The organism is Enterobacter sp. BNK-13, assembly GCF_048685015.1.
GTDB classification, from domain to species: domain Bacteria; phylum Pseudomonadota; class Gammaproteobacteria; order Enterobacterales; family Enterobacteriaceae; genus Enterobacter; species Enterobacter quasiroggenkampii.
In genome coordinates, this window is record NZ_JBLQTP010000001.1 from 916,972 (window position 1) to 932,782 (window position 15,811).

The 15,811-nt window shown below is 58.1% G+C and carries 14 protein-coding genes; 7 read left to right on the forward strand and 7 right to left on the reverse strand.

Annotated features, from left to right (window positions below; translation table 11 throughout):
• Positions 1-69 precede the first annotated feature (69 nt).
• Genes kdpE through kdpF form a run of 6 tightly spaced genes read right to left on the reverse strand, consistent with a single transcriptional unit; the run spans position 70 to position 7,855 of the window.
• On the reverse strand, positions 70-747 hold the full coding sequence (gene kdpE, locus ACMGGQ_RS04325; RefSeq protein WP_008501074.1) for a two-component system response regulator KdpE: 678 nt from the start codon (positions 745-747) through the stop codon (positions 70-72).
• Entirely contained in the window at positions 744-3,431 is a 2,688-nt protein-coding gene (gene kdpD / locus ACMGGQ_RS04330) for a two-component system sensor histidine kinase KdpD (RefSeq protein ID WP_262778735.1), read from the reverse strand. The genes kdpE and kdpD overlap by 4 nt, the downstream gene beginning before the upstream one ends.
• Complete coding sequence (gene kdpC / locus ACMGGQ_RS04335; protein ID WP_021241023.1) at positions 3,432-4,007, reverse strand: potassium-transporting ATPase subunit KdpC; 576 nt, start codon at positions 4,005-4,007, stop codon at positions 3,432-3,434.
• Between the two features lie 12 nt (positions 4,008-4,019).
• Positions 4,020-6,068 carry a potassium-transporting ATPase subunit KdpB gene (gene kdpB, locus ACMGGQ_RS04340; protein WP_262778736.1) on the reverse strand — a complete coding sequence of 683 codons (2,049 nt, stop codon included), beginning with the start codon at positions 6,066-6,068 and terminating at the stop codon, positions 4,020-4,022.
• A gap of 18 nt (positions 6,069-6,086) precedes the next feature.
• Entirely contained in the window at positions 6,087-7,766 is a 1,680-nt protein-coding gene (gene kdpA, locus ACMGGQ_RS04345) for a potassium-transporting ATPase subunit KdpA (RefSeq protein WP_045909575.1), read from the reverse strand.
• Positions 7,766-7,855, reverse strand: coding sequence for a K(+)-transporting ATPase subunit F (gene kdpF / locus ACMGGQ_RS04350; RefSeq protein WP_014069365.1), 90 nt, complete (start codon positions 7,853-7,855; stop codon positions 7,766-7,768). The genes kdpA and kdpF overlap by 1 nt, the downstream gene beginning before the upstream one ends.
• 308 nt (positions 7,856-8,163) lie before the next feature.
• On the opposite strand from kdpF, the gene ACMGGQ_RS04355 reads away from it, so the two are divergent.
• From ACMGGQ_RS04355 to nei, 7 genes are all read left to right on the forward strand, one after another.
• Complete coding sequence (locus tag ACMGGQ_RS04355) at positions 8,164-8,370, forward strand: YbfA family protein (protein WP_008501079.1); 207 nt, start codon at positions 8,164-8,166, stop codon at positions 8,368-8,370.
• A gap of 592 nt (positions 8,371-8,962) precedes the next feature.
• Complete coding sequence (phrB, locus tag ACMGGQ_RS04360; RefSeq protein ID WP_262778737.1) at positions 8,963-10,375, forward strand: deoxyribodipyrimidine photo-lyase; 1,413 nt, start codon at positions 8,963-8,965, stop codon at positions 10,373-10,375.
• A 10-nt stretch (positions 10,376-10,385) separates the two neighbouring features.
• Entirely contained in the window at positions 10,386-11,129 is a 744-nt protein-coding gene (locus ACMGGQ_RS04365; RefSeq protein WP_420290556.1) for a type 2 GTP cyclohydrolase I, read from the forward strand.
• 14 nt (positions 11,130-11,143) lie between these two features.
• Positions 11,144-11,800: a 5-oxoprolinase subunit PxpB gene (gene pxpB, locus ACMGGQ_RS04370; RefSeq protein WP_045909571.1), complete on the forward strand. Its 657-nt coding sequence runs from the start codon at positions 11,144-11,146 to the stop codon at positions 11,798-11,800.
• A complete protein-coding gene (pxpC, locus tag ACMGGQ_RS04375; protein WP_196364871.1) occupies positions 11,794-12,726 on the forward strand; it encodes a 5-oxoprolinase subunit PxpC in 933 nt (310 codons plus the stop codon). Before pxpB ends, pxpC begins: the two co-directional genes overlap by 7 nt.
• Positions 12,713-13,453 (forward strand): 5-oxoprolinase subunit PxpA, encoded by a 741-nt coding sequence (pxpA, locus tag ACMGGQ_RS04380; RefSeq protein WP_167212211.1) that lies wholly within the window; start codon positions 12,713-12,715, stop codon positions 13,451-13,453. Before pxpC ends, pxpA begins: the two co-directional genes overlap by 14 nt.
• Positions 13,454-13,471: 18 nt before the next feature.
• Positions 13,472-14,263, forward strand: a complete 792-nt coding sequence (nei, locus tag ACMGGQ_RS04385; RefSeq protein ID WP_420289640.1) for an endonuclease VIII — start codon at positions 13,472-13,474, stop codon at positions 14,261-14,263.
• An 89-nt stretch (positions 14,264-14,352) separates the two neighbouring features.
• On the opposite strand, the gene ACMGGQ_RS04390 is transcribed toward nei, so the two are convergent.
• A complete protein-coding gene (locus ACMGGQ_RS04390) occupies positions 14,353-15,636 on the reverse strand; it encodes a citrate synthase (RefSeq protein WP_045909567.1) in 1,284 nt (427 codons plus the stop codon).
• Positions 15,637-15,811: the final 175 nt, after the last annotated feature.

Sequence of the window (15,811 nt, forward strand, 5' to 3'; positions counted from 1 at the left end):
CGAGTGGATTATTTATGACATATTTTCTGAGAGGTTTTTATTTTAATTAAAAATAAAATGAATAGTTATTCAGAGCATAAACCGATAACCGATACCGGTTTCAGTTAATAAATGGCGAGGGCGAGCGGGGTCGACTTCGAGTTTCTGACGAAGGTGTCCCATATATATGCGTAAATAGTGACTATGTTCCACGGCGTTGGGTCCCCACACCTGACTTAACAGCTGGCGCTGGGTGAGAACCTTGCCGTGATTGTTAAGCAGCACGGCGAGCAGGCGAAATTCAATGGGCGTGAGGTGAATTTCCTCTTCGCCGCGCACTATGCGCCGCGCGGCCAGGTCAACCCGGATATCCCCAAACGTGTAGGTTGGATCGGCAGGCGTGGTGGCGCTGTGGCGACGCAGCGCCACGCGAAGGCGAGCCTGTAGCTCGCCGATACCAAACGGTTTAATCAGATAGTCATCCGCCCCGGCATCCAGCGCGGCGATTTTATCCGTCTCTTCAGTACGGGCGGAGAGCACGAGGATCGGCATCTGGCTCCACTGCCGGACTTCACGAATAAAATCGATGCCGTCGCCGTCCGGGAGTCCAAGATCGAGGATCACCAGGTCCGGCTTGCGGGTGGCGGCTTCAATTAAACCCCGCTGAAGCGTACCCGCATCATGGACGCGCAGACCGTCTCCTTCCAGCGCAGCGCGCAGAAAACGGCTAATGGCGATCTCATCTTCAACAATCAGAACGTTGATCACAAATCCTCTGGTAATTCATTAAGTTCTGGCGGGGTTTCCAGAGGAAGTGTAACACAAAAACGCGCGCCGCCTTCGGGACGATTTTCTGCGGAAATGGACCCGCCGTGGACGTCAATGATTGCCTGGCATATTGCCAGCCCCAGCCCCACGCCCGGAATGGCCGACTCCTTATTGCCGCGTGCAAATTTCTCGAAAATAGCCAACTCCTGCCCGGCTGGAATGCCGGGGCCGGTATCCCAGACATTAAGGCGAAGCGTGCCATCTTCCACCGTCGCATCCACCCCAATCTGAGCACTGGCACCCGCATATTTGGCGGCATTTTCCAGCAGGTTGATCAGCACCCGCTCGAACAAGGGCCCATCAACGTGAATTAAGGTCAGGGGCTCGGGCATGTTCAGCGCAATATGCCGCCCGCCCAGGCCCGGCTCGAGCATTTTCAGCGCGCTGCCCACCACCTCTTCCAGCGTGAGCCACTCTTTTTTGAGGTTAAATCCGCCTGACTGGATACGCGCCATGTCGAGCAGGTTATTCACCAGGCGCGTGGTATTCAGCACGTGCTGGCGGATCTCGCTGGCCTGAAGGGCATGTTTAGAGCCTTCCGCCGCCAGGTCCAGCGTCAGAATTTCTGACTGACCAAACAGGACGGTGAGCGGGGTACGCAGATCGTGAGACAGCGCCGCCAGCAGCGAGTTACGAATGCTTTCCCGCTCGCTCGCCAGCCGGGCCTGTTCCTCGCTGGCGGTGAGGGCCAGTCGTTCCAGCGCGCTGGCCACCAGTAGGGTAAATGTCTCCAGTAAACGCTGCTGTTCGGGGATCATCAGCTGGCGCAGGTTGGAAGGCTCCACGATGACCAGCCCCTGATTTTTATCGGCACTGCGCAGCGGCAGAATTTGATAGGGCACGCCGGGGAGGGTGTCGGTCCCCGCGCCCGCCGGTAAGCCTTTGTCAAAGCTCCAGCGCGCGATGGCCTCGTCCCAGGGCGTCATGCCGGTGGCCGAGGTCAGCGGGCGCAACTTGCCGTGTTCGTCCGGGAGCAAAATCAGGTTGCTGGCATGAAAGGTCGAGCGGATAAACTGCTCGCTGGTTTGCACGATATCCAGCGGCGTGCGGCCCACCGCCAGCGATTTCGACATCTCATAGAGATGGCGCGTGCGCTGTTCGCGATAGCGGGCGATACGCGCCTGATAACGCACGCCCGCCGTCAGATTCCCGATCACCAGCCCGACGGTGAGCATCACCGCGAAGGTGAGGATGTACTGTACGTCCGAGACGGCCAGCGTCCCGCGGGGGGCAATGAAGAACAGATCGAAGCTGATGACGTTAACAACCGTCGCCAGGACCGACGGCCAGCGCCCGTAAAAGAGCGCCACCACCACCACGCCCAGGAGGTAGATCATCACCAGGTTGGCGGCATCAAACGCAATCAGCCACTGGCTGGCAATCACGGTAATCAGGGCGCAGAGCACGACGGCGACAAGACAGCCGCGGAGCTGAATGCGCCATTTATCGCTGAAGGTGCGGCCGTCCGGCGCGCGATTGGGTAAAGGGGTAGGTTTGTCGTCCAGCGCCACGATCACCAGATCCAGATCCGGCGCACGACGGGCCAGTTTGTCGGCAAAGGATTCGCGGCTAAACCAGCGGCGATGCTGGCGACGGCCGATGACGATTTTCCCCAGATTGTGCTCGCGCGCGTAGCGCAGAATGGCTTTATCTTCCTGCGGATCGGAAAGGGTGGCGGTTTCCGCGCCCAGCTCCTGCGCCAGGCGCAGCGAACTCAGGATCGCGCGACGCTGGTTTTCGGGCAGCGCGTGCAACTGCGGCGTTTCGACATACACCGCATGCCAGACGCTGCCAAATTTGGCCGCCAGACGCGCGGCGGTGCGGACAAGTTTTTCGTTGCCGCTGCCGTGACCGACACACAGCAGGATGGCATCCCGCGTGTGCCAGACGCGTTCCTGGCCCTGCAGGTCGCGCCAGGCGCGCATCTGATCGTCCACCCGGTCGGCGGTTCGGCGCAGGGCCAGCTCGCGCAGGGCTATCAGGTTGCCTTTACGGAAGAAATGTTCGATGGCGCGCTCGGCCTGGCCGGCGATATACACTTTGCCTTCGTGCAGGCGCTGGCGCAAATCATCGGGCGGCAGGTCGACCAGCACCACCTCGTCCGCGGAATCAAAGAAGGGGTCGGGTACCGTCTCGCGCACCTGAATGCCGGTCACGCCGCTGACCACGTCGTTCAGGCTTTCGAGATGCTGAACGTTTACCGTGGTGAACACATCGATACCGGCTTCAAGTAATTCTTCAACATCCTGCCAGCGTTTTGGATGACGTGAGCCAGGCGCATTGCTGTGCGCCAGCTCGTCCATCAGGATAAGCGCGGGACGGCGGGCGAGGGCGGCATCGAGATCGAATTCAGTGACTAACCGACCGCGATGGCTGATGCGGCGGGGCGGCTGGGTAGCCAGCCCCTTCAGCAGTGATGCTGTCTCTTTACGTCCGTGGGTTTCAACCACGCCGATCAGAATATCGAGCCCCTGCGCCCGAAGCCGCTGGGCTTCCGTCAGCATGGCGAAGGTTTTCCCGACGCCCGCGCAGGCGCCGAAGAAAATTTTCAGTTTGCCGCGATGGGCTTCAGCTGTTTGTTCGAGCAGCCTGTCCGGATCCGGGCGCATGGGCTCGTCGGTCATTTAGTTTTTCCTTAGCGCGTCCAGCGCCAGATTCAGCTCAACAATATTTACCACAGGCATGCCGATGAAGCTGACCAGCGGCTTTTGCGTGTGCTCTGCCACCAACTGGCTCACCTGTTCGACGGTCAGCTGACGGGCAGCGGCAACGCGCGGGATCTGCCATGCCACCGCTGCCGGCGTCAGGCTGTAGTCCAGCCCGCTGGCCGAGGCGGTCACCAGCTCCACGGGCACGTCACGGCTGGCCTGCGGATTCGCGGCGCGCAGGGCTGCTACGCGCTCCGCGACGGCTTTGTCCAGTTCAGGGTTACTGCCCGCCAGGTTGCTGCCGCCGGATGCCATCGGATTATACGGGCTTTCGGCAGTGGCGGAAGGGCGTCCCTGGAAGTAGCGGGCATCCGTAAAGTTCTGACCAATCAGGCGAGAGCCGCGGTTTTCACCATTTTGCAATATCAGCGAGCCGTTAGCCTGATCCTTAAACCACCACTGGCCCAGCGCGGTGGTCACCAGCGGGTACAGCCCGCCGGTAATGAGAGACAGCAGAATAAACAGAAGTATAGCGGGGCGTAACATGGTCATTTGATTCACCTTTTAAACCAGGCCGAACAGCGTCAACAGCAGGTCGATAACCTTGATACCGACGAAGGGCACCACCAGCCCGCCCAGGCCATAAATCCACAGGTTACGGCGCAGCATGGCGGCCGCCGTGAGCGGCTTATAGCTCACGCCCTTCAGCGCCAGCGGGATCAGGAAGACAATAATCAGGGCGTTAAAGATGACTGCGCTCAGAATGGCCGAGGCCGGAGAGTGCAGGTGCATCACGTTCAACGCATTTAATTGCGGATAGGTCGCGGCAAACGCGGCCGGAATGATGGCGAAATACTTCGCCACGTCGTTGGCGATGCTGAACGTGGTCAGCGACCCGCGCGTCATCAGCATCTGCTTGCCGATGTGCACCACCTCAATCAGCTTGGTCGGGTTAGAGTCGAGGTCGACCATATTGCCCGCCTCTTTTGCCGCCTGGGTTCCGGAGTTCATCGCCACCGCCACGTCGGCCTGTGCCAGGGCAGGGGCATCGTTGGTCCCGTCGCCGGTCATCGCCACCAGACGGCCTTCCGCCTGATACTGACGAATCAGTGCCAGCTTGGCTTCCGGGGTGGCTTCAGAAAGGAAATCATCCACGCCCGCTTCGGCGGCAATCGCCGCGGCGGTAAGACGGTTATCCCCGGTGATCATTACCGTTTTGATCCCCATCTTACGCAGCTGGGCAAAGCGCTCCTTGATGCCGCCTTTGACGATATCCTTCAGTGCAATCACCCCGAGCACGCGCGCGCCTTCGGCCACCACCAGCGGCGTCGCCCCCTGACGGGCCACGCTTTCAACCAGGCTGTCCACTTCCGGTGGGAAATGACCGTTGTTGGCCTCAATGTGGCGGCGAATCGCGTCAACCGAGCCTTTACGGATCATGCGATCCTGAATGTTAATTCCGCTCATGCGGGTTTGCGCCGTGAAGGGCACGAACGTGGCGTGCAGGCTCTGAACGTCGCGCTGGCGCAGGTTAAAGCGCTGCTTGGCGAGGATCACAATACTGCGGCCTTCCGGGGTTTCATCGGCAAGAGATGAGAGCTGGGCGGCATCCGCCAGCGTTTTTTCATCCACGCCCGGGGCGGGTAAGAAATCCGACGCCTGGCGGTTACCGAGGGTAATGGTGCCAGTTTTATCCAGCAGCAAGACATCCACGTCACCGGCGGCTTCTACGGCACGCCCGCTGGTGGCGATGACGTTGGCACCGAGCATACGGCTCATGCCGGCCACGCCGATGGCCGACAGCAGGCCGCCGATGGTGGTAGGGATCAGACAAACCAGCAGCGCCACCAGCACCGTGACGGTGACCGCGGTGCCGCCATAGGCGGAGAACGGCCACAGCGTGGCGGTTGCCAGCAGGAAGACAATGGTCAGGGCCACCAGCAGGATGGTCAGGGCAATCTCGTTTGGCGTTTTACGGCGCTGTGCGCCTTCCACCATGGCGATCATCCGGTCGAGGAAGGTTTCACCCGGGTTAACGCTGCACTGGATCACCAGCCAGTCGGAGAGAATGCGCGTCCCGCCCGTCACGGAGGCGAAATCGCCGCCGGACTCACGGATCACCGGCGCGGATTCGCCGGTGATGGCGCTTTCATCCACCGATGCGCCCCCTTCAATGACTTCGCCGTCGCAAGGGATGATGTCACCGGCTTCCACCAGCACCACATCGCCTTTACGCAGTTCATCCGCCGGAACGTGGTCCATCTGGGCACCGTATTTCGGCTCACGTAACTTGCGCGCGAAGGCGGTTTTTTTCACCCCTTTCAGGCTGTTGGCCTGGGCTTTGCTCCGGCCTTCCGCCAGCGCTTCTGCAAAGTTGGCAAACACCACGGTAAACCACAGCCACAGGCTGATGGCGCCGGTAAACATCGCATTTCCCGGCATATGGCCCGTTCCCATGGCAATCGCCAGGGCGGTGGTCAGGACGCTTCCCGCCCAGACGATAAACATCACCGGGTTGTGCCACTGCACGCGCGGGCTCAGCTTTTTCACCGCATCCATGAGCGCCTGGCGAACTAATGACGGTTCGAACAGGGCCAGTTGTTTACGACTCATGACAATTTCTCCGCAAAATCAGCGTAAAGAGAGGTATTCCGCGACCGGGCCTAACGCGAGGGCGGGGATAAAGGTCAGGGCGCCGACCAGCAACACGGTGCCCGTCAGCAGGCCGATAAACAGCGCGCCGTGGGTCGGTAATGTCCCGGTGGTGGTCGGTTGGATTTTTTTGTTCACCAGCGATCCGGCTATTGCCATAACCGGCACAATGATCCCGAAGCGGCCCACGAACATGCAGAACGCCAGCAGACAGTTCCAGAACGGAGAGTTGGCGCTTAAGCCTGCAAAAGCGCTGCCGTTGTTGTTGGCGGCAGAGGAGACGGCATACAGCACTTCACTAAAACCGTGAATGCCAGGGTTAAAGATGCCGCTGCGTCCGGCCTCGGTCATCAGCGCCAGCGCGGTGCCGAGCAGCACGAGAGCCGGGGTGACCAGGATTGCCAGCGCGGTTAATTTCATCTCGCGGACGTCGATTTTTTTACCCAGATATTCCGGGGTGCGGCCAATCATCAGACCGGCAATAAACACCGCCAGCAGCACGAACAGCAGCATGCCGTAAAGACCGGAGCCCACGCCGCCAAACACCACCTCGCCAATCTGCATCAGCCACATCGGGATCATGCCGCCCAGCGCCGTAAAGGAATCATGCATGGCATTGACGGCCCCGCACGACGCAGCCGTGGTGACCACCGCATACAGGCTGCTGGCGAGAATGCCAAAGCGGCTCTCTTTACCTTCCATATTGATTGCACTATCGGCCCCGAGTGAGAGGAAGTGCGGATTACCCTGCCATTCGGCCCACATCACCAGCGCAACACAGACCACGAAGATAAGCGACATGGTCCAGAGCAGGGTACGCCCCTGACGGCGATCGTTAACCACGTCGCCAAAGGCAAAGCAGAGCGCGGCGGGGATCAGGAAAATCGCCAGCATCTGCACAAAATTGGTCAGGGCGGTAGGGTTTTCAAACGGGTGCGAGGAGTTGGCGTTGAAGAAGCCGCCACCGTTCGTCCCGAGCATTTTGATGGCTTCCTGCGACGCCACTGGCCCCATCGGCAGGAGCTGTTTTGCGCCTTCCAGCGAGGTATAAGGTGCGTAAGGCAGCAGGTTTTGCAGGCTGCCCTGCTGAATGAAGAACAGCGCGATCAGCAGCGCAATCGGCAGCAGGATCCACAGCGTAATGCGCGTCAGGTCTACCCATGCGTTACCTAACGTACTCACTTTCTGACGTGCAAACGCACGCGTCAGCGCGAAGATCACCGCAATACCGCTGGCGGCAGAGAGGAAGTTCTGCACGGTTAATCCGACCATCTGGCTGAAGTAGCTGAGCGTGGTTTCACCGGAATAGGACTGCCAGTTGGTGTTGGTGACAAAACTGACTGCCGTGTTCAGCGCAAGATGCCAGGACAGGCCCGGTAATTGTTGCGGATTCAGCGGCAGGATACCCTGCAACATCAGCATGGCAAAAAGCGCAATGAGTCCGACAATGTTCAGCAGCAGAATGGCGATCAGATAGTCACGCCAGTTCATCTCCCGATCGTCTACACCCAGTACGCGCCAGATCCCTTTTTCAACGCTTCCCGTGCCGGGCAGGGGAACGTTATTGATCAGCCGTGCCAGCCCCGAGCCCAGTGGCCTTGCCAGGACGAACAACACCACTAAGAAACTGGCAATAAGCAAAAACGCCTGAGCAGCCATCAGAATGCCTCCGCATTAATCAGGGCATAAACCAGATAACCCAATAACAGGAACACCAGCACGATGCCGGCAATAAGACCTGCACTCACAATCCACCTCCGGGTGACTTTTGTTGTTGTGTTAACGGTAGGATTTATGGCGCAAAGATTTCGCAAAAATGAGAAGGGCGGGTGTAAAAAAAATATAAAAATGGCAAAGCCCACAATTTAACTATTGATAAGTAAATCGTTAACTTTTTTGTAACTTAATTACGGCGTGAGTGTAAATTTTTGCTAAACGGACGAAAATAAGTGGTCGGATGAGTAGTAAAATTACAAACAAAGCGATATTATTTTAGCCAGGTCACAGATTTTGAATTTTCCGGATGACGTTTCCGGCCAACTATAGGGGAGAAAATATGGATCTTTATAAAGAGTTTCCGGCTCATATCGTGTTCATGCGCCGCGCTTTCGCCGTAGTGGCTGGCGTGCTGGCTCTGCCGGTGATGCTGTTCTGGAAAGATCGTGCACGTTTTTATAGCTATCTGCACCGCGTCTGGGCGAAAACCAGCGAGAAGCCGGTATGGATGGATCAGGCCGAGAAAGCGACCTGCGACTTCTACTAAGATTACACACAGCAATAAAAAAACCGCCAACAGCAATGTGGCGGTTTTTTTGTCCCTCGGGATTCGCGGTCCGTTGGGTGGTCTTGCAGCCCCTACCCGGGATTTTTATCATACCCTCCTGTAAGCAGATGGCAATCCCTCCAGGCCTTTATAAAATCCTAATTTTCTTCGAGTATCTTACCTTTGCAGCGGATGTTCATTATGATGCGGCGTCCCTTTCCGCCATCTCGCAAATGGGCATCGGTCCTGGGAAAGGTATTTTTACAGCCGTAAAGCAGCCCGCCTACCCGGGCTTGTGTCCACCGACTTATCACCGGTGGTGAACGGTGGAGCGGTTAGCAGCAGGGACCGCATAATGAAACGCTATTTTTGCATCGCGTTCATTGTCGCCAGCGTACTCGTTGTCAAAAGTGATGAACCGATCGGGTTTGTTGCATTTACCACGATAGCGCAGGACAAGTAGCGTTAAGGCCGCCTTGGGCGGCCTTTTTTATTTCATCCCGTCTACACTTCATGGCAAAGTAGTTCAATGCATGCTTTTTCCTTTTACGGCATGCCCTTACGGACATAATGGATATTTGCCTGGAGTTTTATGCCCACCCATCTGGTTTGGTTTCGCGCGGACCTGCGCGTACATGACAACATCGCCCTGGCGGCGGCCTGCCGCGCCAAAGACGCTAACGTACTGGCTCTGTTTGTGGCTACGCCCGAGCAGTGGCGGCAGCATGATATGGCGCCACGCCAGGCGGCCTTGCTGCGTGCGTATCTGACCGATCTGCAGCATTCGCTTGCCGGAAAAGGCATACCGCTGATTTATAAAGAGGTAAGTGATTTTGCCGCACAGCTGCAGACGGTGCAGGAGACCTGTAAGCAGCACAACGTCACGCATCTTTTTTACAACTATCAGTACGAATTCAACGAGCAGCAGCGCGACCGTCAGCTGGAGAAGATGCTGGAGGATGTGGTCTGTGAAGGATTTGATGACAGCGTGATGCTGGCGCCGGGCAGCGTGATGACCGGCAACCGTGAGATGTATAAAGTTTTCACTCCGTTTAAAAATGCCTTTATCAAGCGTCTGAAAGAGTCGCTGCCGGAGTGCGTTGCCGCGCCTGCCGCGAGGGGCGAACCCCTGAAGGACCTGTCTGAACTGACGTTTGACTACCCTCAGGAGCCGTTTGACAAAACGCTGTTCCCCGCCGATGAAAAAGCGGCCATCGCGCAGCTCCGCCAGTTCTGCAAACAGGACGCGGCCAACTACGACGCGCGGCGGGATTTTCCGGCCATCGAGGGCACCAGCCGCCTGTCGGCCTGTCTGGCGCTGGGCGCGATCTCTCCTCGCCAGTGTTTACACCGTCTTCTGGCCGAGCAGCCGCAGGCGCTGGATGGAGGCACCGGTTCTGTCTGGCTGAACGAGCTTATCTGGCGTGAGTTCTACCGCCATCTGATGACGTATCATCCCGATCTCTGTAAGCATCGTCCGTTCATTCCCTGGACCGACAACGTAAAATGGCAGCATGATGAGGCACTTTTACAGGCCTGGAAAAAAGGGGAGACGGGCTATCCGATTGTTGATGCCGCGATGCGTCAGCTCAATGAGACGGGGTGGATGCACAACCGCCTGCGAATGATTACCGCGAGCTTTCTGGTGAAGGATCTGCTTATCGACTGGCGTATCGGAGAGCGCTATTTTATTTCTCAGCTGATCGACGGCGATCTCGCCGCGAATAACGGCGGCTGGCAGTGGGCGGCCTCTACGGGCACCGATGCGGCTCCCTATTTTCGGATATTTAATCCAACCACTCAGGGACAAAAATTTGATGAGAACGGCGAGTTTATCCGCCGCTGGCTCCCTGAACTAAAAGAGATACCGGCTAAAGCGATCCACGAACCGTGGGCATGGGCGGATAAACAGCGTGTAAAACTGAATTATCCCCGTCCGATCGTTGACCATAAACAGGCGCGTGTCGCCACGCTGGCAGCGTACGAAGCGGCCCGCAAAGCATAAGAGAGTGATGATGAAAAACAGCGAACTGGAACGCCTGATTAACGAAAAACTCAATACCGCCTCCTTTAGCGACTACGGTCCAAATGGCCTGCAGGTAGAAGGGCGCGAAACGGTGCAGAAAATTATCACCGGCGTCACGGCAAGCCAGGCGCTGCTGGACGAGGCTGTCCGTCAGGAAGCCGATGCGGTGATTGTCCATCACGGTTATTTCTGGAAAAACGAATCACCGATTATTCGCGGCATGAAGCGCAACCGCCTGAAAACGTTGCTGGCAAATGACATCAACCTGTACGGTTACCACCTGCCGCTGGACGCGCACCCGGAGCTTGGCAACAACGTTCAGCTTGCCCGACTGTTGGGGATCACCGTAATGGGCGAAATCGAGCCACTGGTGCCGTGGGGCGAGCTGGCGATGCCGGTTCCCGGACTGGAGCTGGCCTCGTGGATTGAAGCGCGCCTGGGGCGTCGTCCGCTGTGGAGCGGCGATACCGGTCCGGATACGGTGAAGCGTGTTGCCTGGTGCTCCGGGGGCGGGCAGGGCTTTATCGACAGCGCCGCGCGCTTCGGTGTCGATGCCTTTATCACCGGCGAGGTTTCCGAGCAGACCATTCATTCGGCACGTGAACAGGGGCTGCATTTCTACGCGGCCGGGCATCATGCCACCGAGCGCGGCGGTATTCGTGCCCTCAGCGAGTGGCTGACGGAAAATACCGATCTGGATGTAACCTTTATTGATATTCCTAATCCGGCCTGATGAGAGGTGCCTGAGTGCAGCGAGCGCGTTGTTATCTTCTGGGAGAAACGGCAGTGGTTCTGGAGCTCGAGCCGCCGGTGACCCTTGCCACGCAAAAGCGTATCTGGCGGCTAACCCAGCGTCTGGTCGAACTGCCGGACGTGGTTGAAGCCATTCCGGGGATGAATAACATCACGGTGGTGCTGCGTAGTCCGCATACGCTGGCACTGGATGCCATTGAACGTTTACAGCGCTGGTGGGAAGAGAGCGAGGCGCTGGAGCCGGAATCGCGTGCCATTGAGATCCCGGTCGTTTATGGCGGTACGGGGGGACCGGATCTTGGTGTGGTCGCAGACCACTGCGGGCTCACCGAAAAGCAGGTTGTTGAGCTGCACAGTTCGGTGGATTACGTCGTCTGGTTCCTGGGATTCCAGCCCGGATTCCCGTATCTGGGGGGATTATCTCCCCGGCTGCATACGCCGCGCCGCGCTGAACCGCGCCTGAGCGTACCGGCGGGGACGGTCGCGATTGGTGGCGAGCAGACCGGCGTATATCCGCTGACTTCGCCCGGTGGTTGGCAGCTTATTGGGCATACCGCCACCCCGTTATTTGACCCCGGGCTGGCGTCGCCAATACTCCTGCGCCCGGGCGATACCCTTCGCTTTATCCCGCAGAAGGAGGGGGTATGTTAACGCTTATTCGCGCCGGGCTTTATACCTCCGTACAGGATGCCGGCCGCTTTGGCATGCGCCAGTCGGGCGTGAGCTATTGTGGCGCGCTGGACCGTCCTGCGCTGGAAATCGCTAACGTGCTGGTGGGCAACCCCGGTAGCACGGCGGCGCTCGAAATTACGCTCGGCCAGTGTATCATTGAGTTTGGTCAGGAGACCTGGTTCGCGCTCACCGGCGCCGGCTGTGATGCCACGCTGGACGGCAAAGCGGTGTGGACCGGCTGGCGTCTGCGGGCGAAAGCCGGACAGCGTCTGACCTTAAAGCGTCCTTTGCACGGCGTGCGTAGCTATCTCGCGGTGGCTGGCGGCATTGATGTGCCTGAGGTGCTGGGCTCATCCAGTACCGATCAGAAAGCCGGAATTGGCGGTCACGAAGGACGTTTGTTGCGCGATGGCGATCGCCTGGCGATTAAGCCCTCCTCGCGTCACTTCTCGACGGCGCAGGGGGTGAAACAACTTCTCTGGGGAAACCAGATCCGCGCCTTACCGGGGCCGGAATATCATGAGTTCGACGAGGCCTCAAAAGAGTCCTTCTGGCGCTCGCCGTGGAAGCTCAGTCCGCAGAGTAACCGTATGGGCTATCGCCTGCAGGGGCAGCCGCTGATCCGGACGACCGACAGGGAACTGCTTTCCCACGGTTTACTGCCTGGGGTTATTCAGGTGCCGGGCAACGGGCAACCGATCGTGTTAATGAACGACGCGCAGACGACGGGCGGTTATCCGCGAATTGCCTGCATCATTGAAGCCGATCGCTACCATCTGGCGCAAATTCCCCTCGGACAGCCGATTCACTTTGTGCAGTGTTCGCTGGAGGAGGCGCTAAAGGCGCGGCAGGATCAGCAGCGCTATCTCGAACAGCTGGCGTGGAGGCTCGATGGTAAAGATTGATTTGAATGCCGATCTGGGCGAGGGCGGCAGCGCCGATGCGGCGCTGATGACGCTGGTCTCCTCGGTCAATATCGCCTGCGGCTTTCACGCAGGCGATGCGCAAACCATGCTAGAGAGCGTGCGTCATGCTATCAAAAATGGCGTGGCGATTGGTGCTCACCCGAGCTTCCCTGACCGGGAAAACTTTGGCCGCACCGCGATGGATCTGCCGCCTGAGACGGTCTACGCTCAGGTGCTCTACCAGATTGGTGCGCTGGAGGCGATGGTTCGCGCCGGGAAGGGCGTGCTGCGCCACGTGAAGCCGCACGGCATGCTCTATAACCAGGCGGCAAAAGATCCGGCGCTGGCGGAAGCGATTGCTCGTGCGGTACGCGATTGCAACCCGCAGCTGATCCTTGTGGGGCTGGCAGGCAGCGAGCTTATTCGCGCCGGCGAGCGTCTGGGGTTAACCACGCGGCAGGAGGTCTTTGCCGACCGGGGTTATCAACCCGATGGCAGTCTTGTACCGCGTACGCAAGCCGGTGCGTTGATAACGGACGAAGGTCAAGCGCTGGCGCAGACGCTGGAGATGGTGCGCGCCGGGCGAGTGACCGCCGTGGATGGCACATCGGCGCACGTTCAGGCTGATACGGTATGTTTACATGGTGATGGCGAGCATGCGCTCCAGTTCGCGCGCCGCTTGCGGGCAGCGTTCTCTGAAGAGGGCATTCTTGTCAGCGCAGACTAATCATGAAAGGACAGAAAAATGCCAGAAGGCCCGGAGATCCGCCGCGCGGCGGATAGCCTCGAGGCGGCGATAAAGGGCAAACCCCTGACGGAGGTCTGGTTTGCTTTTCCTCAACTGAAACCGTTTGAATCACAGCTGGTGGGGCAGTCGGTAACGCATATTGAAACGCGCGGCAAAGCGCTGCTCACGCATTTTTCCCATAACCTGACGTTATATAGCCATAACCAGCTTTACGGCGTCTGGCGAGTGGTGGAGGCGGGTGAACAGCCGCAGACTACCCGCGTGCTGCGCGTCAGGCTGCAAACGGCCGATAAGGCGATCCTGCTCTATAGCGCCTCTGATATCGAAATGTTAACGCCGGAGCAACTTCTCACGCACCCGTTTCTACAGCGAGTGGGGCCGGACGTGCTGGATATGCGTCTGACGGCGAGCGATGTGAAGGCCCGACTGCTATCGCCCACATTCCGCAACCGACAGTTTTCCGGCCTGTTTCTTGACCAGGCGTTTCTGGCCGGGCTTGGCAACTACCTGCGGGTGGAGATCCTCTGGCAAGTCGGACTGGCGCCGCAGCACAAAGCCTCCCAGCTGAGCGATGAACAGCTGGAGGCGCTGTCTCACGCGCTGCTGGACATCCCGCGGCTATCGTACAACACGCGCGGCATCGTAGATGAAAACAAGCACCACGGGGCGCTGTTCCGGTTCAAAGTGTTTCATCGGGCGGGGAAAAAGTGCGAGCGGTGCGGCGGCGTGATTGAGAAGGCTACGATCTCTTCCAGACCGTTTTACTGGTGTCCAGGGTGCCAGATGTAAAAAAGCCGGGTGGCGGCTACGCCTTACCCGGCCTACGTTTCGCATTTATTTGTAGGCCCGGTAAGCGGTAGCGCCACCGGGCTTAACTTTTAGCGCTTCAGGTCAGACTTAAAATCACGCTGCTCGTAGCCGGTATACAGCTGACGAGGACGGGCGATCTTCATGCCTTCGCTGTGCATTTCGTTCCAGTGCGCAATCCAGCCTACGGTACGGGCCATCGCGAAGATGACGGTGAACATGGAAGACGGAATGCCCATCGCTTTCAGAATAATGCCAGAGTAGAAATCGACGTTCGGGTAGAGTTTCTTCTCGATGAAGTACGGGTCGTTCAGCGCGATGTGTTCCAGCTCCATCGCCACTTCCAGCAGGTCATCTTTGGTACCCAGCTCTTTCAGCACTTCGTGGCAGGTCTCACGCATCACGGTGGCGCGTGGGTCGTAGTTTTTGTAAACACGGTGACCGAAGCCCATCAGGCGGAAGGAGTCATTCTTGTCTTTCGCGCGACGCACGAACTCAGGAATATGCTCAACGGTGCTGATCTCTTCCAGCATCTTCAGTGCCGCTTCGTTCGCGCCGCCGTGCGCCGGTCCCCACAGGGAGGCGATGCCCGCAGCGATACAGGCGAACGGGTTCGCGCCTGAAGAACCTGCGGTACGAACGGTTGAGGTAGAGGCGTTCTGTTCGTGGTCAGCGTGCAGGATCAGAATACGGTCCATCGCGCGTTCCAGAACCGGGTTCACTTCATACTCTTCGCACGGCGTGGAGAACATCATGCGCAGGAAGTTACCCGCGTAGGAGAGGTCGTTGCGCGGATACACAAACGGCTGACCGATGGAGTATTTGTAACACATCGCCGCCATGGTCGGCATTTTGGACAGCAGACGGTAAGCGGCGATTTCACGGTGACGCGGATTATTCACGTCAAGGGAATCGTGGTAGAACGCTGCCAGTGCACCGGTAATCCCGCACATCACCGCCATTGGGTGAGAGTCACGACGGAACGCATGGAACAGACGGGTAATCTGCTCATGGATCATGGTGTGACGGGTCACGGTGGTTTTAAATTCATCGAACTGGGCCTGCGTCGGTTTTTCGCCGTTCAGCAGGATGTAGCACACTTCCAGGTAGTTGGATTCGGTGGCTAACTGATCGATAGGGAAGCCGCGATGGAGCAGGATACCTTCGTCACCGTCGATAAAGGTGATTTTGGATTCGCAAGATGCGGTAGAGGTAAATCCAGGGTCAAAGGTAAACATCCCTTTGGAACCCAGCGTACGGATATCAATAACATCCTGACCGAGCGTGCCTTTTAGCACATCCAGTTCAATAGCAGTGTCACCATTTAGGGTGAGCGTTGCCTTTGTATCAGCCATTTACGGTCTCCTTAGCGCCTTATGCTTAAGACTGCGCTTTACCGGATTTGCTTTCAGCTGTTAATCACCGTTACCAGATTGTTATTTGGCTTACCGCTCAGCTCACGAGGACAAACCAGGGTACAGAGCTATGGCGCCTTGCAGGTAAACGAATGAAATATCAGTGAAACAACAG

Coding starts and splice junctions, on each gene's coding strand:
- kdpD (WP_262778735.1), bottom strand. CDS start 3,431: ATGACCGACGAGCCCATGCGCCCGGATCCGGACAGGCTGCTCGAACAA.
- kdpC (WP_021241023.1), bottom strand. CDS start 4,007: ATGACCATGTTACGCCCCGCTATACTTCTGTTTATTCTGCTGTCTCTC.
- kdpB (WP_262778736.1), bottom strand. CDS start 6,068: ATGAGTCGTAAACAACTGGCCCTGTTCGAACCGTCATTAGTTCGCCAG.
- kdpA (WP_045909575.1), bottom strand. CDS start 7,766: ATGGCTGCTCAGGCGTTTTTGCTTATTGCCAGTTTCTTAGTGGTGTTG.
- ACMGGQ_RS04355 (WP_008501079.1), top strand. CDS start 8,164: ATGGATCTTTATAAAGAGTTTCCGGCTCATATCGTGTTCATGCGCCGC.
- phrB (WP_262778737.1), top strand. CDS start 8,963: ATGCCCACCCATCTGGTTTGGTTTCGCGCGGACCTGCGCGTACATGAC.
- ACMGGQ_RS04365 (WP_420290556.1), top strand. CDS start 10,386: ATGAAAAACAGCGAACTGGAACGCCTGATTAACGAAAAACTCAATACC.
- pxpC (WP_196364871.1), top strand. CDS start 11,794: ATGTTAACGCTTATTCGCGCCGGGCTTTATACCTCCGTACAGGATGCC.
- pxpA (WP_167212211.1), top strand. CDS start 12,713: ATGGTAAAGATTGATTTGAATGCCGATCTGGGCGAGGGCGGCAGCGCC.
- nei (WP_420289640.1), top strand. CDS start 13,472: ATGCCAGAAGGCCCGGAGATCCGCCGCGCGGCGGATAGCCTCGAGGCG.
- ACMGGQ_RS04390 (WP_045909567.1), bottom strand. CDS start 15,636: ATGGCTGATACAAAGGCAACGCTCACCCTAAATGGTGACACTGCTATT.